The sequence below is a fragment of the Alphaproteobacteria bacterium genome, from assembly GCA_041396705.1.
Classification (GTDB): Bacteria; Pseudomonadota; Alphaproteobacteria; order CALKHQ01; family CALKHQ01; genus CALKHQ01.
In genome coordinates this window covers 27,850-47,621 of sequence record JAWKYB010000014.1, presented here as the reverse complement: position 1 = coordinate 47,621, position 19,772 = coordinate 27,850, and the positions used below count along the sequence as shown (strand labels likewise).

Below are 19,772 nucleotides of genomic sequence, written 5' to 3'. Positions count from 1 at the left end.
TCCAGCGTCGGTGGCTCAGCGGTTCAACGTCTCGGCGGCCTCGACCGCGAAATAGGTCAGCACGCCGTCGGCGCCGGCCCGCTTGAAACCGGAGAGGGCCTCGATCACGACCCGGTCGCGGTCCAGCCAGCCCTGGGCGGCGGCGGCGCACAGCATGGCATATTCGCCGCTGACCTGATAGGCGAAGGTCGGCGCGCCGAATCGCTCCTTGGCGCGGCGCACGATGTCGAGATAGGGCATGCCCGGCTTGACCATCACCATGTCGGCGCCCTCGGCCAGGTCGAGCGCGATCTCGTACATCGCTTCGTCGCCATTGCCGTAGTCGAGCTGGTAGGTGCGCTTGTCGCCCTTCAGCGCGCCGGTGGAACGGACTGCATCGCGGAACGGGCCGTAGAACGCCGAGGCATATTTGGCGGCATAGGCCATGATCATCCGGTCCTGGAACCCGCCGCGGTCAAGCGCATCGCGAATGGCGCCGATGCGGCCGTCCATCATGTCGGACGGCGCGATCACCTCGAAGCCGGCCGCGGCCAGCGTCAGCGACTGGCTGCACAGTATCGACACGGTGGCGTCGTTGACGATGCGCCCGTGCTCCATGACGCCGTCGTGGCCATGGGTAGTGTAGGATCGAGCGCGACGTCGCCCATCAGCCCGATCTCCGGCACCGCGTCCTTGATCGCCCGGGCGGCACGGCAGACCAGGTTGTCCGGATTCATCGCCTCGCGCGCATCGAGGCTACGCAGCGCCGGGTCCAGCGCCGGGAACAGCGCCAGCATCGGGATGCCGAGACCGGCGGCACGCGTGGCCGCCTTGACCGCGCGATCGACCGACAGCCGCTCGACGCCGGGCATCGACGGCACCGGCTCGGCCACGTTGCGGCCCTCGATCACGAACAGCGGCCAGATCAGGTCGGCCGGACGCAGCTCGGTCTCGCGGACCAGGGCGCGGATCCACGGCGCCTGGCGCAGACGGCGCGGCCGGCTGCGCGGAAATCCGGCCAGGGGACGGCCGCCGTCTTCGCTGCGGTGGGCGGGCATGGGCGTGCTCCGTTTGTCGTTGCCGACAGGCCTACACACCGCCCGCGCGCCGTTCAAGCGGTGCAATCGATGCAATATCGCGCTTTTCTTGCCTCGCGCGCGGCTCTAAGTGAGGCGGCAGGAGCATCCGAGCCATGTCCATCGCCCGTGCCGCCGCGCCCGCCGTGGCCCCCGTCGTGGTCCTCGTCTGCGGCGGCCTGATCCTGTCGCTCAATCTGGGCGTGCGGCAGAGCTTCGGCCTGTTCATCGAGCCGTGGAACGACAGCCTGGGCTGGGGCGTCGCCTCGTTCTCGCTGGCGATCGCGCTGCAGAACCTGCTGTGGGGTGTGTTCCAGCCGGTGTTCGGCGCGCTGGCCGACCGCTATGGCACCGCGCGCACGGTGATCTTGGGCGCGCTGCTGTATTTTGCCGGCCTGCTGATCATGGCAATGCCGGGATGGGAGATCGTGTTCCACGTCGGCGCCGGCCTGATCATCGGCATGGGCCTCAGCGGCACCGCCTTCGCCGTGGTGCTGGGCGCGATCGGCCGGGCCTATCCGCCGGAGAAGCGCAGCATGGCGCTGGGCCTCGGCAGCGCGATGGGGTCGTTCGGTCAGTTCGCCATCGCGCCGACCGGCCAGGCGCTGATCGACGCGCTGGGCTGGTCGAATGCCCTGCTGATCTATGCCGCCGCGGTGCTGGTGATGATCCCGTGCGCGCTGGCGCTGATCGGCAAGCCGCAGCACGACGGCGCGGCCGACGCGCCGCAACAGACGCTGCGTGCCGCCCTGCGCGAGGCCAGCGGCCATTCCGGCTACTGGCTGCTCACCGCCGGCTTCTTCGTCTGCGGCTTCCATGTCGCGTTCATCGCCACCCACCTGCCGGGCTATGTCGAGGTGTCGGGTCTCGACCCGCAGGTGGCTGCGTGGGCGCTGGGCCTGGTCGGGCTGTTCAACATCCTCGGCACGTTGACCGCCGGGGCGCTCGGCGGACGCTACCGCAAGAAATACCTGCTCAGCCTGCTCTACGGCACCCGGGCGGTGGTGATCCTGGGCTTCCTGCTGGTGCCGCCGTCGACCGTCAGCGTGCTGGTCTTCGCCGCGGCGATCGGCTTCCTCTGGCTCAGCACCGTCCCGCTGACCACCGGGCTGGTCGCACAGCTGTTCGGCCCGCGCTACATATCGACCCTTTTCGGCATCGTCTTCCTCAGCCATCAGGTCGGCGCCTTCATCGGCGTCTGGCTGGGCGGGTTGCTGTTCGAGCGGACCGGCTCCTACGATACGGTCTGGTGGATCGCTGTCGCGCTCGGCGTTGCCGCCGCGCTGATCCACCTGCCGATGGGCGACGCACCGGTGGAGCGCCTGCGCCGCCAGCCGGCCGCGGCCTGACGTCCGGAGCGGGCACGGCGCCCGGCGGCCGATTCGGGCGGTGACTCGGCGGCCGAAGCGCGCTATGATCCGGCCATGATCAACGCGTCCGTCAGCTATTATTACTTTAGCTATCCGCTGCCTCTGGCGGGGGATGGGTTGCGCGCGGACTGATCAGACAGCGACGAGGAACCCAAGCAACCGCCAGATCCCCCTGGCGGTTTTTTTGTGCCGCCGGCCGGGACCCCTGAGAGGAGCAAGACCGTGCCGGACAATACCGACGATATCCGCATCCGTGCGATCAAGGCGCTGAGCACGCCGGCCGAGGTGATGGCCGAGCATCCGCGCAGCGATGCCGCAACTGCGACCGTGACCGCGACGCGACGCGCGCTGCACGGCATCCTGACCGGGTCAGACGACCGGCTGGCCGTGGTGATTGGGCCGTGCTCGATCCACGACCCGGCGGCGGCGATGGATTATGCCGCGCGGCTGGCCGAACAGCGCCGCCGTCTGGCCGGCGACCTGGAGATCGTCATGCGGGTCTATTTCGAGAAGCCGCGGACGACCGTCGGCTGGAAGGGCCTGATCAACGATCCCGACCTCGATGGCAGCTTCCACATCGACAAGGGACTGCGGCTGGCGCGCGGCCTGCTCGCCGACATCAACCACCTCGGCCTGCCGGCCGGCTGCGAATATCTCGACACCACCACGCCGCAGTACATCGCCGACCTGGTCGGCTGGGGCGCGATCGGCGCGCGCACGACCGAAAGCCAGATCCATCGCGAGATGGCGTCGGGGCTTTCCTGCCCGGTCGGGTTCAAGAACGGCACCGACGGCAACGTGCGCATCGCCATCGACGCGATCCGTGCCGCCTCGCAGCCTCACCATTTCCTGGCGGTGACCAAGGCGGGCCAGTGCGCCATCGCCGAGACGGCCGGCAATGCGGACTGCCACGTCATCCTGCGCGGCGGCAAGGCGCCGAACTACGATGCCGCCAGCGTCGACGAGGCCTGCGCGGCGCTGGAAGGCGCCGGGCTGCGGCCGCAGGTGATGATCGACGCCAGCCACGCCAACAGCGCCAAGAAGCCGGAGAACCAGCCGAAGGTGGTGGACGACGTCGCGGCGCAGCTCGCCGCCGGCGACGGCCGTATCATCGGCGTGATGGTGGAGAGCAACCTGGTTGCGGGGCGCCAGGAACTGGAGGCGGGCAAGCCGCTGGTCTACGGCCAGAGCGTCACCGACGGCTGCATCGGCTGGGACGACACCGTGGCGGTGCTGGACCGCCTCGCCGGCGCGGTCGCCGCGCGGCGGCGGGCGGCGGCCGGCAGCCGGGTCAGCAGTCGAGCATCAGCCTGACGTTTTGGGCGGCAGCGCCGGAGGCACCCTTGCCCAGGTTGTCGAGGCGGGCGATCAGCACCGCCTGGCGATGGGTCGGGTTGTCGTAGACCCGAAGTTCCATGCGGTCGGTGTCGTTCAGGCCTTCCGGCTCCAGCCGCACCGGCATGTCCGGGCCGTCCAGCGGCATGACCTGCACCAGCGCCGAGCCGGCGTAGCGCTCGGCAAGGGCGGCGTGCAGGTCGCCCGCGCCGGGTGTGCCGGGCAGCGTGTCGAGGTGCAGCGGCACCGACACCAGCATGCCTTTGTAGAAGTTGCCGACCGAGGGCACGAAGATCGGCCGCCGCCGCAGGCCGGAGTATTTGTGCAGCTCCGGCAGGTGCTTGTGTTCCAGCGCCAGACCGTAGAGCTCGAACGCCGGCGCGGTGCCGGCCTCGTAGCTTGCGATCATCGCCTTGCCGCCGCCGGAATAGCCGCTGACGGCGTTGACCGAGATCGGATGTTCGACCGGGACCAGGCCGGCATCGACCAGCGGCCGCAGCAGCGCGATGCCGCCGGTGGGATAGCAGCCGGGGCTGGTCACCTTGCGCGCGGCGCGAATGGCGTCGGCCTGGCCGGCCACCATCTCGGGAAAGCCGTAGACCCAGCCGGGCGCCACCCGGTGCGCGCTGGAACCGTCGATCACCTTCGGGGCTGCCGCGCCCAGGCCCTCGATCGCATGCGCCGCTTCCTTCGCCGCCTCGTCGGGCAGGCACAGCACGACCAGGTCGACCTGGCGCATCAGCGCCAGCTTCGCGGCGGGGTCCTTGCGCTTGTCCTCGTCGATGCTGACCAGCTCGACGCCGCCAACCTCGGCCAGCCGTGCGCGGATGCCCAGGCCTACGGTGCCGGCCTCGCCGTCGATGAAGACCGCGCGTGCCGCCGAACCGCCCGTGCGCGGGGTCGTCCCGGCCTCGGCATGCAGGCTTTCGGTGGAGTCGGTCATCAAAACCTCCATCGGCTCGGGTCGGCTGCCTGCGAGCCGTTGCGGCGGGCAGGCGGTGGGCAACAAAAAAGCCGCGCTGGCGGCGCGGCTTGCGTGTCGGCGCGCGAGGCGCGCGTCATCGCAGCCGCGAGGCGCGGATGCGCGGACGTCGGGCGCTGGTTGCTGCGTTCGGCATGCCGCCTATATCGGCGCGCGCATGGCCGATGTCAATGTTCGCCGCCGACGCGATCCAGCGCACGCTCAACCGTCGCCGCCGGTCTCCGCGGTCGCGTCGGGCAGGACCCCCGGCTCGCCGGCAACCGGCGTCAGCGTCAGGAACTCGGTTCCGTCGAAGACGAACCATCGGGTCGCCGCCCACAGCGGGATGTCGTCGCCGAAGGCCGCGGTGACCGCGTCGGTCGGGTTGGCGACCAGCAGGCGGCTGTCGTCCCGGTAGTCGAAGCCGAACTCCGCCGTAGGCCCCGGCACGACGCGCCCGCTTGTCGCGTCGACCGCGATCACCGCCTGGCAGGTGGTGCCGCAGCCGACCTGGGCGATGCGATAGCGCGCCGCGAAGTCGGCGGGCTTGCCGATCGCCTGGCGCAGCGCCGCCTCGAACAGCGCGGCATCTGGATGGCTGGTGAAATCCACACTTTCGACCAGCGCGTCGGGCGCCTCCACCGCCGGATAATCGGCGAAGGCCGGGATGGCCTCGGCCGGCGGTGGCATCCATACGGTCGGCCCCGACGGTTCCGCCGTTTCGTCCCAGCGCGCACCGATGATGTCGACCAGCCGTGCCTGCACGTCGGCCAGCGGCTGCGGCGCGTTCGGGTTGGCGCCGAGGACGTTCAGCAGCGTCAGCGTGATCTTGCCGGTCTCCTCCAGCCCCACGTCGCGTTGGAACTCGGCGATGGCGTTGCGCGTCATGCTGCCGGCCAGGCCGTCCGCCGGCCCCGGGTCGTAGCCCAATTCGATCAGGCGCTCCTGCACGGCCAGGATCTCTGGCACGCTTTGGGCGGCGGCGGGGGCGTGGACGGCAAGCCAGGCCACCAGTGCAGCCGACCCGAGAACGCCCCCATACCATCTGCAGACCGGTATCGTTCTCATCGCCGCGCAGCTAAGCCGAGCCGGCAGCGCTCGGCAAGCGGCATGTGCGGGCGCCGCGCCGCCGCGGCGCCGGTGGCGGCTTTGGAAGGCGGTTGGCGATGGCGCCGCCGAACCCGTTCCGCGAGGAGGCTCCGGCTGCGTCGCGGTGCATGACCTTCGCAAGGTCTGGCGGGTTTGACGGCGGTCAAGCAGCCTCGGACGCGGGCGCGGCATGGTGGCGTTTGCCACTGCCATGGGAGAACTGCCTTGCGCACCGTCGACGCGCTTCGCCTCATCGCTGCCGCCGTCCTCGGCGCGGGCGCCGCACCGGCCTTGTCCGGCGCGGAGACCGCCGACTTCGAGCGCTGTCTCGACGCCGCCACCGGCACCGCCGCTGCCGACCAGTGCTACTATGCCGAGGCACCGCGACAGCAGGCCCGACTGCAGGCGGCCTTCGATGCGCTGATGGCGGGCCAGCCGACCGATGTCGACCGGCAGCGGCTGGCGGCGGCGCAGGACGCTTGGCTCGACTATCGCGATGCGCATTGCGCCTGGGCATGGGTGCTGCCGTGGGGCGACATGACCGAGGCGCTGATCCCGATCGTCTGCGCCATGCACGAGAACGAGCGGCGGGCCGACCGGTTCGGCGAGCTGCAGGCATTTTTCGGTACGGGCCAGACCCAGGGCGGAACGGCACCGACCGCGCCGTCGACGACGGCGCCGGCAGCGACGGGCGGCTTCGTGATCGCCGATTCCGATGTGCGCCTGCTGACGCACGCCGAACTGGCGGCGCTGTCGCCATCGCAGCTGCGCCTCGCCCGCAACGAGATCTATGCCCGCCACGGCTTCGTCTTTCAGAGCGCCGACCTGCAGGCCTGGTTCGCCGGCCAGCCCTGGTACCGCCCGGCCGGCCGGCAGGTGACCCTCAGCCGCACGGAGCAGGCCAATGTCGACCTGATCCAAGCGGTCGAAGAGGGCCGCTGACCGCCGCGCCGTCGGCCAAGGCCGTCGATGTGCCATAGTGCCCGGGTCGCGGCCCTTTGAGCGAGACCGGGGGGCGCATCTCGATGCGGGAGTTCGCACATGCTGGTGCAGAACTGGTTGTTCTGGGCGCTGTTGTCGGCCGGCTTTGCGGCGCTGACCGCCATCTTCGCCAAGATCGGCGTCGCCGAGGTCGACCCCGACCTCGCAACGCTGCTGCGCACGCTGGTCGTGGTCGCATTGCTGGCGGTGCTTGTGACCGCGCGCGGCGCATGGCGCGGCCTCGATGCGATGCCGCCGCGCAGCCAGCTGTTCCTGCTGCTCTCCGGCCTGGCCACCGGCGCGTCCTGGCTCTGCTATTTCCGTGCGCTGAAGCTGGGCGATGCCGCCCGCGTCGCCCCGATCGACAAGCTCAGCGTGGTGCTGGTCGCGGCCTTCGGCGTGTCGTTCCTGGGCGAGCGCCTCGCCCCGGCGAATTGGGCCGGCATCGCGCTGATCGCCGGCGGCGCGATGCTGGTGAGCTACCGGGGCTAGGCGCGGCCACGCCAGGCGGCCTCAGGCGATAGCCGCGCTGTCGCCGGCGTACCACGCGGCGGGCAGGCCGGCCCGCGACCGGGCCGCCTCGTTGAACGGCGGTTTCAGCTGGCCGCGGAAACGCGCGCGCACCAATGCCTGCCAGCGTGCCTGCGGCTCGTGGCCGTCCTGACGGCACAGCGTATCGAACCAGCGCTTGCCTACCGCGACATGGCCGATCTCGTCGTCATAGATGCGCTGCAGCACGGCGGCGCTGGTTTCGTCGCCCACCGCCTGCAGCCGTGCGATCATCGCCGGAGTCACATCCAGGCCGCGGGCCTCCAGCACCAGCGGCACCACCGCCAGCCTGCCGGCGAGATCGTCCGCCGTCGCCTGCGCCGCTTCCCACAGGCCGTCATGGGCCGGGAGGTCGCCATAGGCCGCGCCGAGCGCACCCAGCCGGTCGGCGATCAACGCAAAGTGCAGCGCTTCCTCCGCGGCGACCGTCACCCAGTCGTCGCAAAAGGCGCGCGGCTGGCCCGGTCCGAAACGCGCTACCATGTCCCAGGCCAGGTCGATGGCGTTGAGCTCGATATGGGCCAGCGCATGCAACAGCGCGACGCGTCCGGGCACCCCCGACGTGACCCGCCGCCGTGGTACGCCGCCGGGCGCAACCAGCGGCGGGCGGGCCGGACGTCCGGGACGGTCGGGCGGCTCGGCGCGGCCGAGCGGCCGGTCCGGCCGCACGCGCCACCAGGCCGCCGCCGCGCGGGTCAGCGCGACCTTCTCGGCCGGCTGCTGCGCCCGCAGGCAGCCGACGGCCCGATCGCTCAGCGTCACGGTCATGCCGGACCGCGGCCTACAGCGATTCCGGCAGGATCTGGCCGCCGTCGACGACGACGGTCTGGCCGGTGATGTAGCCTGACGCCGCAGAAGCCAGGAAGGCGACGGCATTGGCCACGTCCTCCGGCGTGCCCAGCCGCCCGATCGGAATCGTGCGCTCCTGCGCCTCGATGAATTCCTTGGGCCGGTGCTGCATCAGTGCCGGTGTGGTGATGTTGCCCGGCTCGACCCCGTTGACGGTGATGCCTTCCGTGGCCAGCTCCAGTGCGGCGCTCTTGATGAACGCGTTGATGCCGCCCTTGCTGGTGGCGTAGTGGCCGTGCTGGGCGTGGGCGACGTGCGGGCCGGTGATCGACGAGGTCACAACGACGCGTCCGTAGCGTGCCTTGCGCATTGCCGGCAGGCAGGCCTGGGTGGCCAGGAACACGCCCTTCAGATTGACGTCGAGCACCCGGTCCCACTCCTCCTCTGCCATGTCGGCGATCCACGACATTGGGTAGATGCCGGCATTCGGGCACAGGATGTCGATGCGGCCCCAGGCGGCAAGCGCCCGTTCGGCCATCGCGACCATGTCGGCGCGGCGGGAGACGTCGCCCTGCATCGCGATGCAGCGGCCGGCTATTGCCGGGTCGGCCATCGCCTCGACCTCGGCCGAAGTGTCGAGGACCAGGACGCGGGCGCCGCGCGCGGCCAGATGGGCGACGATTCCTGCGCCGATGCCGCGCGCCCCGCCCGTGACGATCGCCACCCGTCCTTCGAATTGATTGTCCATGCGCTGCTGCTCCCCCTGTCCCGGCCGGACCGTCGGCCGCGCCATTGATAGGCATCGGGGCGCGAAGGCGCAAATGCCGCCGCAGGGCCGCGGCGGACGCTGCCGCCGCTATGGGCGTCGACGCGTCAGGCGTCCGCCTCGGGGAATTCCGCGGCGGTCTGGAACGCCGACATCAGCTCGACGATGCTGCGCAGCGACTGGTCGTAGTCCGACTTCACGAAATAGCCGGAGATACCGCAGCGGTATGCCGCCTGGATGTCGGAACGCGACTGCGATGTCGTCAGCACGAAGACGATGGCGTCGCGTGCCGGCCCGGCGGTGCCCTCGCCGCGCAGGCAGTGAAGGAAGTCGATGCCGTTGACGCGCGGCATGTTGAGGTCGAGCAGGATGAAATAGGGTGCCGGCGGCGGCGCGGTTTCCGAGTTGCCGGATATGATGTCCAGCGCCTCCTGCCCGTCGCGGGCCTCGACCAGCTGCGCGTCGATGCCGTGCTCGCGCAGGGCACGGCGCACCGCCATGCGGTCGACCTCGTCGTCCTCGACCAGCAGCACGCTGAGCTGCTCCATCCTCATCGGGCGGATTCCGTCGCCGGCTTCGGCCATATGATACGGAACACCGCGCCCCTGGGTCCGGGCGTATCGACCATCTCGATCGAGCCGCCCTGGCGCTCGACGATCTTGCGAACGATGGCCAGCCCCATGCCGCTGCCTTCGACCTGGTCGCGCGGCTGCAGGGTCTGGAACATCTGGAACGCGCGGGTGCGGAGGTTCTTCGGAATGCCGGGGCCGTCGTCGGACACGACGATATCGAAGCCTGTGGCGCGATCGTGCACCTCGACGGCGATCTGGCCCGCACCCTTGTCGTGATGCTTCATCGTGTTGGAGAACAGGTTGGACAGCACCTGCTCGAGTGCGGTCCGGCCAAGGCACACGGTTGCCACATCGGTGTTGACGGCAAGCGTGTATGGGCGGTTGGCGCGCACCGTCTCAAATACCTCGGCCACGAACTCGGCGATGTCGAAGCTTTCGACCTGCGTGCTTGTGCGGCCGGCCCGGGAGTAATCCAGGATATCGTTGAGCAGCGTCTCCAGCCGCTTGATGCGGCCACGCAGCAGGCTCATGTTCCGCTTCGGCTCGCCTTCCAGCTTGTCGCCCAGGTCCTTCTCGATCCAGATCGCAAGGTGGTCGATGCCGCGCAGCGGCGCCTTCAGGTCGTGCGAGGCGACATAGGCGAACTGCTCGAGCTCGGCGTTGGAGCGCCCGAGTTCCGCATTGCGCTGCTCCAGCGCCACCGTCATCTCGGCGGCGAGCGCTTCGGCCCGCGCGCGCAGATTGGCCGACGAGCGCAGGACGCCGAAGAACAACAGGCTGGCGGCCAGGCCGCCGATCAGCACGAAGCTGGACTTCTGCGGGTCGAGCAAGGCCTCGAATGCCGGCAGGCTCGACATCTTCAACGTCCACGTGCGCTGCCCCAGGTTGATCCGGCTGGTGGCGACGAAGGCGGACTGCGACGTATCGCGGCCCGGCTCGCTGTCGAACATCAGTTCGTCGTCCAGCGGGTCCGGCCCGTCGAACACTTGCAGGCGCACGTCCGGCAGGCCGGGGCCGAGGATGCCCTCCATCAGGTCGCCCATCCGGAACGCGCTGTAGACGAAACCGACGCTCGCGGCCTGCCGTTCAGCGACCGTCTGCGGCACGTCGTTGCGGCCATAGTAGGGCACATAGAGCAGGAAGCCGGCCTGGACGTCGCTGCCGATCTCCTGGACCAGACGGACGTCGCCGGACACGGCGAATTCGCCGGTGTCGCGCGCCAGTTCCATCGCCGCTCGGCGCGTCGCCTCGGCGTACATGTCGAAGCCGAAAGCCTGGCGGTTGCGCTCGTCGAACGGTTCCAGATAGGTGATCGACGAGTAGAGGGGGCGCGGCTCGGGCGGCCGGATGGTGAAGTCCGGGAAGCCCTCGGCACGGATTGCGGCCTCATAGGCGGCGCGCCGCTCGGGCGTCACCCACTCGGTGAAGCCGATGCCCTGGATGCCGGGGTAGCGATTGTCGAGATCGAGGCTGTCGACATAGATGCGCCATTCGTCGCGGGCGACGTCGTCGGAGGCCCTGAGCAGCCCCAGCGCACCGAACAGCGTCTGGGTGTATGCGGCCATGCGCCGTTCGACTGCCTGCACGATCTCGTGCTGGCGGAAATCGAAGCGTGCCTGTGCCGCCGCCTCGCTGTCGGCCTCGACGGAGAAGTAGGCGAAGGCGGTGAGCAAGATACCCAACGCAAGCACCGCCCAGGTCCACAGTCCGCCCGGACCGACCGCGCCGGCGACCGGCTTGCGCCGGTCCCGGGCGCTGTCGGCGTCCGGGCGGGTCGGCGGCAACAGCGCCGCCTGGCCGGCAGACTGCAATGTCATGGGTCGGGGCTCCGGGAGGTGCAACAAATCGTGTTTAGGATGAATTGCTTAACATCCTCTGCACGATTTCCGGGTGCCGCATGTGGAAAGCAACCGTGGGGCGGTGCGACTGCGGCAGCAAGAGACCGCATGGTCTGCCGCGGCGCAGGTTCGGGAGAGGCGGCCTTGCCGGGTCCCGGTCCGAAGTTCCGCTCCTCCGGCGATCCGACCGCAGGCGGGCGCCCTGGCTTCCGCTTCAAAGCCGGCAAAGGTGTGGCCGGCGCTCGGCCGCCTGATTGTCCGGCGGAAACGAGCGCAGCGTGGGGCCGCTACAGCGCCTTTGCGGCGGCCAGCACTTCCTCGACGTGGCCCGGCACCTTGACCTTGCGCCATACGTTGCGCACGACGCCACTCTTGTCGATCAGGAAGGTGGCCCGGTCGATTCCCATGTACTTGCGGCCGTACATGCTCTTCTCGACCCAGGTACCGAAGGCCTCGCAGACCGTGCCGTCCTGGTCGGAGCCGAGCGCGAAGTTCAGGTCGAACTTGGCCTTGAACTTGTCGTGGCTGCCGGGGCTGTCCTTCGACACGCCGATCACGACCGCATCGACGGCCGAAAAGTCGGGCATCGCGTCGCGGAACCCGCAGGCCTCCTTGGTGCAGCCGGGGGTGTCGTCTTTCGGGTAGAAGTACAGCACGATCGTGCGGCCCTTCAGATCGGCCAGCGATACCGCGCCGCCGTCGTCGGTCGGCATGCTGAAGTCCGGCGCCTTGTCGCCCACGTCAACGGCCATGGTCATCCCTCTTCGTTGCTCTTGCGCTCCGCCTCGCGTCCCGCCGTGGCCGGCGCACCGACCAACTCCCGGTACAGTGCCTCGACCCGCGACGCGACCCGAGCCATCTGGGCGACCAGCGCGTCGAAGTCAACCGCGCCGGTGGCGCGGGCAAGCGCGTCCTTCTGGTCCGCCGAAGCATTCGCCGGATCGAACCGGCCCTGCACGGTGAGGCGCAGGATCGCCTGGATCGAATGCCACAGATGCTGGGCCTCGGTCAGCACGCCCGCCTGCGCTTCGGTCAGGGCCCCGATGGCGGCGAGGCGGCCGACTGCCTCGCCGATCGCCGGGGCCAGGCATTCCGGGTTCTCCTCGGCGTGGGCCAGCATCAGGAACTGGCAGATGAACTCCACGTCGACAAGCCCGCCGTCGCGCTGCTTCACATCCCACGGGTCGTCGCTGCCGAACTCCTTGCGCACGCGCCCGCGCATGTCGTCGACCTCGACGGCCAGCCGGTCGCGCTCGCGCGATCGCTGCAGCACCTCCCGCACGACCTTCTCCAGCCGCGGCGCGAGGTCGCCCGTGCTTGCGACCACCCGGCCGCGGGTCAGCGCCATGTGCTCCCAGGTCCAGGCATTGCGATGCTGGTATTCGGCAAAGCCGGCCAGCGACACGGCGACCGGCCCGGCGTTGCCGGACGGGCGCAGGCGCATGTCGACCTCGTAGAGACGGCCCGACGCGGTCGGAGCGCTGAGCGCCGTGACCAGCCGCTGGCTGAGCTGGGCGTAATAGGCGCTGACCGCCACCTCCTTCGGACCGGTCGAGTGGCTCGCCTCCGGCGGTGCGTCGTAGATGAAGACGAGGTCGAGGTCCGATTGCGCGGTCATCTCGCGGCTGCCGAGCCGGCCGAGGGCGAGCACGGCGAAGGCGCCGCCGGGCACATCGCCGTAGCGCGGCGCGAATTGGCGCACGACGCGCGGCAACAGGGCGGCGATCGCGGCCGCAGCCAGGTCCGACAGCGCGTCGCTGACCTGCTCGACCGTCTGGGTGCCGCGCAGCAGCTGCAGATTGGCCTGGAACTTGATCTCGTTGGTGGCCGCCCGGGCGGCGTCGAGCTCGCCTTCGAAGTCGGCCGCCATTGCCAACCGGGACTCCAGGGTGGCGGCAATCGCGTCCGGTCCGGGCAGCTCGGTGAAGAACCCTGGGGCCAGCATCGCGTCCATCAGCCCGGCATGCTGGGCGAGGTAGTCGGCCAGGCGCGGCGCGCTGCCCATCATCTCCGCCAGCACCGACAGCAGTTCCGGGTTGGCGGTGAACAGCGAGAACAACTGCACGCCGGAGGGCAGGCCCTGCAGGAAGCGGTCGAAGCGCAGCAGCGCCGCATCCGGGTCGGCGGTGCGGCCGACCGCCTGCAGCAGCACCGGCACCAGCCGGTTCATCAGCGCCTGCGCCCGCTTGCTGCGCGTGGCGCGATAGCGCCCGGCGAACCAGGCCCGCACCAGTTCTGTCGCCTTCTCGGTGTCGCGGTAGCCGAAGCCGGTCAGCGTCTCGGCGGTGCCGGGATCGAGGTCGGTGCCGGTGAACACGAGGTTGCCGCCCACCGCAGGCAGCTCGGTCTCCTCGAACAGGTCGGCATAGTGGCTGTTGACGGCGCGCATGTGGCCGGTCAATGCGGCGGTGAAGGCGTCGACGTCGGGCTCGCCCATCAGGCAGGCGATGCGGCGCAGCTCGTCCGGCGTGTCCGGCAGGCTGTGGGTCTGCTGGTCGTCGACCATCTGCAGCCGGTGCTCGACCTTGCGCAGGTAGCGATAGGCGGCCGCCAGCACGTCGGCGACGGTACGCGACACGTGGCCGCCGGCAACCAGCGCGTCCAGCGCCTGCACCGTCGGCGCCACCCTGAGCGCCGGCTCGCGGCCGGCCCAGATCAGCTGCTGGGTCTGGGCGAAGAACTCGATCTCGCGGATGCCGCCGCGGCCCAGCTTGATGTTGTGGCCGGCGACGGTGATGGTGCCGCCGCCCTTGTGGGCATGGATCTGCTGCTTGATCGCGTGCACGTCCTCGATCGCCCAGAAATCCAGGTGCCGCCGCCAGACGAACGGATCGATGATGGCGCGGACCGCGGCGATCGAGTCCGGTGCGCCGGTGATCGCACGCGCCTTGATCATCGCCGCCCGCTCCCATGTCTGGCCGACCGAGTGGTAGTAGTTCTCGGCCGCCGCCAGCGAGATCACCGGCGGCGTCGCACCCGGGTCCGGCCGCAGCCGCAGGTCGGTGCGGAACACATAGCCATCGGCGGTCCGGGCCTCAAGAATCGCATTAAGGTCATGCGAAAACTTATTGAAGTGACGCGGTAATTCTCCGATATCATCGCAGGCGACCCGGTCGGGGTCGTATAGCAGCACCAGATCGATGTCGGATGAGTAGTTCAGTTCGCCCGCGCCGAGCTTGCCCATGGCCAGGGTGACGAGGCCGAACCAGGCGTGTGCGGGCGCGGCCGCCGGCGCTTGCCAGGCGCCGCGGCCGGCATATTTTGCGATGAGATGGTCGACACTCAGCCGCACGCAGGTGTCGGCGAAGGCGGTCAGGGCCGCGGTGACCCGCTCCAGCGGCCAGGCGCCGGCCAGGTCGGCGAGCGCGGTGATCAGTGCGACATCCTGCTTCGCTAACCGCAGCAGGCGCATCAGGCTCGGTTCGTCCACGCCATCCGCCTGTGCGGCAAGACCGCCGGTTGCGGCAGCCAGCGCCGCCTCCGGCCCGTCGGCAAGAAGCTGCAGCACTGTCCGGGGCCGCTTGGCGATCAGCCCGGAGAGGAACGGGCTGGACGAGAACACCGCGTCGAGCAGGCGCACGGCGTCCGGCCGGTCTGCCGCCGCCGTCGCCGGTGCGCTTGCGTCGCAGCCCTGCAGGGCGGCCACCCAGGCCTCGCGACCGCGCGCGGCCTGTCCGGCGTCGTAGAGGGCGGGCAGAGCCTTGCTATCGATGTCAAACCGCTTTTGCTGCATAGTGCCGCTATGAAAGACGATGGCATGGCGACAGACGAGTCCCAGCAGGCCCCGCCGCCATCCGTGCCGCCGGCGAAGGCCCGGCGCCGCCTGAGGCGCATCGCCATCATTGGGCTGGAAGTGCTGGCCGGCGCAACCCTGGGCTTCATGGTTCTGATGGGCGTGACGATCTGGCGCCTGTCGGAAGGCCCGATCGAGATCGACTTCATGTCGGACACGATCGAGCAGGCGCTGTCGGACCCCGACCGCGGCGTCAACGTCGCAGTCGGCTCCACGCTGCTGACCTGGGAAGGCTGGGCGCGCGGCCTCGACATCCACCTGATCGACGTGACCGTGCGCAACGGTGCGGGCGACGAGATCGCCGAAGTCGGCGACATGTCGGTCGCCTTCGGGCTGCGCGCCTTGATGCGGGGCGAGCTGGCGCCAACCCGGCTCGAGGTGATTGCCCCCAGCATCCGCCTGACCTACGGCGCCGACGGCAGCCTGACGGTCGGCCATGGCGAGGCCACGCTCGCACCGGTCGACGGCGCGCCGTCGCCGCCGCCGAACGAGGAGCCCGTGCTGGCCCTGATCGTGCAGGAGTTGATGCTGCCGCCGAACGGCGAACGCCGGCTCGGCAGCCTGCGCAGCTTCCAGGTCCGCGACGCGAGCCTGATCGTGCACGACGAGGCGCATGGCGCGGTCTGGGAAACGCCCGGCGCCAACCTGATCCTGCGCCGCGACGACAGCGGCCTCAACCTGGAGGCGGCGCTGGCGGTCAGGCTGGACAACGACGTCACCTTCTTCGACATCAGCGCCTTTTTCGACCGGGCGGCGCGCGGCGTTCGGCTGGATGTCGATTTCGACCGGATCCGCCCGTCGCTGTTGGCCGCCCAGCTGCCCTACCTCGCCGACCTGGGCGATTTCGACCTGCCGGTCAGCGGCCGGGTCAGCGCCAACCTGGGCGGGGAAGCGGCCGACATCGGCCTTCGGCTGGACGTGGAATTCGCCGACACGGTCGGATCGATCGCGGCCAACGGCCGCTTCGACCTGGACGGAAAGACGGTCACGGTCGACGCGGTGGTGACCAACATGGCTTTGGCCGACCTGGCGACGCGCCTGCCGTGGCTGACGCCGCTGGCGGGCTTTCATGTCGTGGCCGACGGCCAGGCCCAGCTGGTCGTGGCCGAGAACGGCGTGCAATCGGCCGGCTTCGAGTTCCGGTCTGGTGCCGGCACCGTAGTGATGCCCGACCGGCCCGACATGCCGCTGGCCGTGGATTCGATCGCTCTGCAGGGCGCAATGGCCGGCGCAGGCGACGCGCTCGACATCGGCAACGTCGACATCGCCTTCGGCACCACGCACTTCACCGGCTCGGCGTCGGCCTTCGCCGACGGCACCGGCAGCTACGACATCGCGGTTCAGGGCGCGCTGTCGGACGTTGCCGTGGCGGATATCGGCCGCTACTGGCCCGACACCATCGCGGCCAACGCCCGGCGCTGGATCGAGCGCCGTGTTCTGGGTGGCACGCTCGATCGCGTCGACATGGCGCTGTACGGCAAGCTCGACGCGGAGCACTACGCGTTCACGCCCCAGTCGACCGACTTCGACCTGGCGTTCCGCGACGTGGCGCTGGTCTATGTCGAGGGGATGCCTCCGCTGACCGGTTTGAACGGCCACGGCCGCTACGACGGCACCGCGATGCGGGTCGAGGTCGAACCCGGCGCCAGCACCTTCGACCTGGCTACCGGGCCGGGCACGATGGTGATCGACGGCTTCGACCGGCCGTTGCCGCGGGCCACGCTGGTCGCGAGCCTGAACGGCGACATGCGCAACCATTTCCGCATGCTCGACCACGAGCCGCTGGGCTTCCTTGCCGGCTATGGCATGACGCCGGCCGACGTGCGCGGCAATGCCGCAGTCGAGCTGAACGTGGGCTTCGACGTCGATGCGGTGGTGCCGCTGGAGGCGATCGACATCGACGTGACCGCGCGGCTGAGCGGCGCCACGCTGCCGCGCATGGTCGGGGACAAGGCGCTGACCGGCGCGACCCTGGCGGTGCGTGCCGACAACGACGCCATGCTGATCGAAGGCAGCGGTACCGTCGACGGCACGGCGGTCGATGTCAGCCGCACCGAACGCTTCGCCGGCGGCGACTACGCCTCGGAATCGACGCTGCGGGGCGTGTTCGACGCCGAGCGGCTGGCCGACATGGGCCTGGACGTGCGCCAGTGGGTCGCTGGGCCGGTCGGCTTTGCCGCGCGCTATACCGAGTATCGCGATTCCACGTCGCGGGCCGACGTGGCCCTCGACCTCGGCGGTGCGGCGATGCAGTTGCCGGCGCTGGTCTGGGGGAAGGCGGCGGGCGCGCCGGCCAGCGCGTCGTTCGGTCTTGCCCTGCGCGACGGCAACCCGTTCGCGATCGACCGGTTCGACGTCGACGCGGGCGACCTTGCCGCCTCCGGCCGGGTGGACTTCAACGCCGACGGCACATTGCGCGCGGTCGAATTGCAGGATCTGCGCCTGGGTCGCACGCAGGTCGCCGGCCGCGTCGAGCCGACCGCCAACGACGGCCTGGCGATCACGCTCAACTCCGGAACCTTCGACCTGCAGCCGCTGCTCGAGGCCGACGACGACGGCCCGGACGAGAGCACGCGCCCGATCGCGATCGCGGCGACGCTGGACAAGGTGTGGCTGACCGGCGACGGCTTCGTCTCCGGGGTGACCGGCACCATGCAACTCGTCGGTTCGACCTGGGTCAACGGCCGGATCGCGGCCAGCTCGACGTCCGGTGCGCCGGTGGAGGTCACGCTCGATCCGACCGAGAACGGTCGCTTCCTCAGGGTCACCACCAACGACGCGGGCAGCCTGCTGAACGACCTCGACCTGGTGCGTTCGGTGCGCGACGGGCGCCTGGTCGTCGCGGCCCGCTTCCGCGACCACGAGCCGGGGCAGCCGCTGGTCGGCGACATCGACCTGACCGACTTCCGGCTGGTCGACGCGCCGCTGCTGGCGCGCATCGTCAGCATCGCCGGGGTGACCGGCATCCTCGACGCGCTGCAGGGCGAGGGCATCGGGTTCGGGCGCATGCTGACCACATTCCGGCTGGCCGACGGCCGGATCGAATTCCGCGAAGGCCGGATGGTCGGGCCGTCGCTCGGCATCACCTTCGACGGTGCCGTCGACATCGATCGCGACCAGGTCGACCTGCGCGGCGCGGTGGCGCCGGCCTATGCGGTCAACGGCATTCTCGGCGAGATCCCGCTGATCGGCGACGTGCTGGTCGGCGGCGAGGGCGAAGGAATCTTCGCCGTCACCTACCAGGCGTCCGGCGCGGCCGGCGACCCGCAGGTTGCCGTCAATCCGCTGTCGGCGCTGACCCCCGGCGTGCTGCGCAACATCTTCCCTGGCGGCTGAAGCCTGCCGTCGCCGCGCGGTCAGGCGGCGCGGACGAGCACATGCTTCTTCTTGCCGGCCGACAGCTTCAGCGTGCCTTCCGCCGACAGATCTGCGCTGGTGACCAGGCGGTTCTCGTCGTCGAGCCGCTGGTCGTTAAGCCGCCCGCCACCGCCCTGGATCAGGCGCCGGCCTGCGCTGTTGCTCTCGGCCAGACCGGCGCGGGCCATCAACGCGAAGGCGGCGATGCCGGCGGCAAGCTCCGCAGCGGGCACCTCCACCGTCGGCAGGCCCTCGGCGGCCGCGCCCTGCTCGAACGTCCGGCGCGCCGTCTCGGCGGCCTCCTCGGCGGCGGCGTCGCCATGCGCCATGCGCGTGGCCTCGGTCGCCAGAACCTTCTTGGCTTCGTTCAGCGCGGCGCCCTCCACCGCGGTCAGCGCCGCGATCGCGTCCAGCGGCAGTTCGGTGAAATAGCGCAGGCACTTGGCGACATCGGCATCGTCGACGTTGCGCCAGTATTGCCAGTAGTCATAGGGGCTGAGCTTCTCGGGGTTGAGCCAGACCGCGCCGGCGGCGGTCTTGCCCATCTTGGCGCCCGAGGCGGTGGTCAGCAGCGGGCAGGTCAGCGCGAACAGCTCCTGCTCAGGCAGGCCCTGCGCCGCGCGCATGCGCCGGTTCAGCTCGACGCCGTTGACGATGTTGCCCCACTGGTCGGAGCCGCCCATCTGCAGCCGGCAGCCGTGCTGACGGGCCAGTTCGGTGAAGTCGTAGGCCTGCAGGATCATGTAGTTGAATTCGATGAAGCTCAGCGGCTGCTCGCGCTCCAGCCGCAGCTTGACGGAATCGAACGCCAGCATCCGATTGACCGAGAAATGCGGCCCGACATCGCGCAGGAAGGCGATGTAGTTGAGGGTGCGCAGCCAGTCGTCGTTGTTGACCATCACCGCGCCGGTCGGGCCGTCGCCGAAGGTCAGGAAGCGGTCGAACACCTTGCGGATGCCCGCCATGTTGCGCGCGATGTCGTCGTCGGTCAGCAGCTTGCGCATCTCGTCCTTGCCGGACGGATCGCCGACCTTGGTGGTACCGCCGCCCATCAGCACGATAGGCCGGTGGCCCGTGCGCTGCAGCCAGCGCAACATCATGATGCCCATCAGGCTGCCGGCGTGCAGGCTGTCCGCAGTGCAGTCGAAGCCGATATAGGCGGTGACCGGGCCGGCGCACAGCAGGGCGTCCAGCCCTTCCATATCGCTGCACTGGTGGATGAAGCCGCGCTCGGACATCGCGCGGAGAAAGTCGGACTTGAAGGCGCTCATCGGTGCTAGAATCCGTTTCCGGCCAAGGGCCCGCGTCGCCGCGCCG

14 protein-coding genes and 1 pseudogene are annotated in these 19,772 nt (G+C 70.0%); 5 read left to right on the top strand and 10 right to left on the bottom strand.

What is annotated here, in order from left to right:
* Positions 1-15 precede the first annotated feature (15 nt).
* Positions 16-1,037 (bottom strand): annotated as a pseudogene (gene hemB, locus R3F55_19115) (porphobilinogen synthase).
* A 134-nt stretch (positions 1,038-1,171) separates the two neighbouring features.
* On the opposite strand from hemB, the gene R3F55_19110 reads away from it, so the two are divergent.
* Together R3F55_19110 and R3F55_19105 are read left to right on the top strand one after the other, a co-directional pair.
* Entirely contained in the window at positions 1,172-2,404 is a 1,233-nt protein-coding gene (locus tag R3F55_19110) for an MFS transporter (protein MEZ5669503.1), read from the top strand.
* 243 nt (positions 2,405-2,647) lie between these two features.
* Entirely contained in the window at positions 2,648-3,739 is a 1,092-nt protein-coding gene (locus tag R3F55_19105; protein ID MEZ5669502.1) for a 3-deoxy-7-phosphoheptulonate synthase, read from the top strand.
* Here the strand turns inward: R3F55_19105 and argC are convergent.
* Both argC and R3F55_19095 read right to left on the bottom strand, forming a co-directional pair.
* Positions 3,717-4,703 carry an N-acetyl-gamma-glutamyl-phosphate reductase gene (argC, locus tag R3F55_19100; protein MEZ5669501.1) on the bottom strand — a complete coding sequence of 329 codons (987 nt, stop codon included), beginning with the start codon at positions 4,701-4,703 and terminating at the stop codon, positions 3,717-3,719. The two genes, R3F55_19105 and argC, sit on opposite strands and share 23 nt — an antisense overlap.
* Positions 4,704-4,943: 240 nt before the next feature.
* A complete protein-coding gene (locus R3F55_19095) occupies positions 4,944-5,732 on the bottom strand; it encodes a peptidoglycan-binding domain-containing protein (protein ID MEZ5669500.1) in 789 nt (262 codons plus the stop codon).
* Between the two features lie 303 nt (positions 5,733-6,035).
* Here R3F55_19095 and R3F55_19090 point away from each other — a divergent pair, with 303 nt between their 5' ends.
* Together R3F55_19090 and R3F55_19085 are read left to right on the top strand one after the other, a co-directional pair.
* Positions 6,036-6,752, top strand: a complete 717-nt coding sequence (locus R3F55_19090) for a YARHG domain-containing protein (protein MEZ5669499.1) — start codon at positions 6,036-6,038, stop codon at positions 6,750-6,752.
* A 99-nt stretch (positions 6,753-6,851) separates the two neighbouring features.
* The gene (locus R3F55_19085) at positions 6,852-7,283 is read left to right on the top strand and encodes an EamA family transporter (protein MEZ5669498.1); all 432 of its coding nucleotides are present in this window, start codon (positions 6,852-6,854) and stop codon (positions 7,281-7,283) included.
* 21 nt (positions 7,284-7,304) lie between these two features.
* Here the strand turns inward: R3F55_19085 and R3F55_19080 are convergent, their stop codons facing one another.
* The 6 genes from R3F55_19080 to R3F55_19055 form a co-directional block, all read right to left on the bottom strand.
* Positions 7,305-8,108, bottom strand: a complete 804-nt coding sequence (locus tag R3F55_19080) for a ferritin-like domain-containing protein (GenBank protein MEZ5669497.1) — start codon at positions 8,106-8,108, stop codon at positions 7,305-7,307.
* A gap of 13 nt (positions 8,109-8,121) precedes the next feature.
* A complete protein-coding gene (locus R3F55_19075) occupies positions 8,122-8,877 on the bottom strand; it encodes an SDR family oxidoreductase (GenBank protein MEZ5669496.1) in 756 nt (251 codons plus the stop codon).
* 125 nt (positions 8,878-9,002) lie between these two features.
* A complete protein-coding gene (locus R3F55_19070; GenBank protein ID MEZ5669495.1) occupies positions 9,003-9,449 on the bottom strand; it encodes a response regulator in 447 nt (148 codons plus the stop codon).
* Positions 9,446-11,284: a CHASE domain-containing protein gene (locus R3F55_19065; GenBank protein ID MEZ5669494.1), complete on the bottom strand. Its 1,839-nt coding sequence runs from the start codon at positions 11,282-11,284 to the stop codon at positions 9,446-9,448. The genes R3F55_19070 and R3F55_19065 overlap by 4 nt, the downstream gene beginning before the upstream one ends.
* Before the next feature lie 308 nt (positions 11,285-11,592).
* Positions 11,593-12,057 (bottom strand): thioredoxin-dependent thiol peroxidase, encoded by a 465-nt coding sequence (gene bcp / locus R3F55_19060; protein ID MEZ5669493.1) that lies wholly within the window; start codon positions 12,055-12,057, stop codon positions 11,593-11,595.
* Positions 12,058-12,059: 2 nt separating this feature from the next.
* Complete coding sequence (locus tag R3F55_19055) at positions 12,060-15,038, bottom strand: bifunctional [glutamine synthetase] adenylyltransferase/[glutamine synthetase]-adenylyl-L-tyrosine phosphorylase (GenBank protein MEZ5669492.1); 2,979 nt, start codon at positions 15,036-15,038, stop codon at positions 12,060-12,062.
* 24 nt (positions 15,039-15,062) lie between these two features.
* Here R3F55_19055 and R3F55_19050 point away from each other — a divergent pair, with 24 nt between their 5' ends.
* Complete coding sequence (locus tag R3F55_19050; protein MEZ5669491.1) at positions 15,063-18,434, top strand: AsmA-like C-terminal region-containing protein; 3,372 nt, start codon at positions 15,063-15,065, stop codon at positions 18,432-18,434.
* A 20-nt stretch (positions 18,435-18,454) separates the two neighbouring features.
* On the opposite strand, the gene tyrS is transcribed toward R3F55_19050, so the two are convergent.
* Positions 18,455-19,726, bottom strand: coding sequence for a tyrosine--tRNA ligase (tyrS, locus tag R3F55_19045; protein ID MEZ5669490.1), 1,272 nt, complete (start codon positions 19,724-19,726; stop codon positions 18,455-18,457).
* Between the last annotated feature and the right edge of the window lie 46 nt (positions 19,727-19,772).

Excerpts from the sequence above, each read along its gene's own strand:
- bcp (MEZ5669493.1), bottom strand. The coding sequence starts at position 12,057 with ATGGCCGTTGACGTGGGCGACAAGGCGCCGGACTTCAGCATGCCGACC.
- R3F55_19110 (MEZ5669503.1), top strand. The coding sequence starts at position 1,172 with ATGTCCATCGCCCGTGCCGCCGCGCCCGCCGTGGCCCCCGTCGTGGTC.
- R3F55_19070 (MEZ5669495.1), bottom strand. The coding sequence starts at position 9,449 with ATGAGGATGGAGCAGCTCAGCGTGCTGCTGGTCGAGGACGACGAGGTC.
- R3F55_19050 (MEZ5669491.1), top strand. The coding sequence starts at position 15,063 with ATGGCGACAGACGAGTCCCAGCAGGCCCCGCCGCCATCCGTGCCGCCG.
- argC (MEZ5669501.1), bottom strand. The coding sequence starts at position 4,703 with ATGACCGACTCCACCGAAAGCCTGCATGCCGAGGCCGGGACGACCCCG.
- R3F55_19075 (MEZ5669496.1), bottom strand. The coding sequence starts at position 8,877 with ATGGACAATCAATTCGAAGGACGGGTGGCGATCGTCACGGGCGGGGCG.
- tyrS (MEZ5669490.1), bottom strand. The coding sequence starts at position 19,726 with ATGAGCGCCTTCAAGTCCGACTTTCTCCGCGCGATGTCCGAGCGCGGC.
- R3F55_19065 (MEZ5669494.1), bottom strand. The coding sequence starts at position 11,284 with ATGACATTGCAGTCTGCCGGCCAGGCGGCGCTGTTGCCGCCGACCCGC.
- R3F55_19055 (MEZ5669492.1), bottom strand. The coding sequence starts at position 15,038 with ATGCAGCAAAAGCGGTTTGACATCGATAGCAAGGCTCTGCCCGCCCTC.
- R3F55_19080 (MEZ5669497.1), bottom strand. The coding sequence starts at position 8,108 with ATGACCGTGACGCTGAGCGATCGGGCCGTCGGCTGCCTGCGGGCGCAG.
- R3F55_19085 (MEZ5669498.1), top strand. The coding sequence starts at position 6,852 with ATGCTGGTGCAGAACTGGTTGTTCTGGGCGCTGTTGTCGGCCGGCTTT.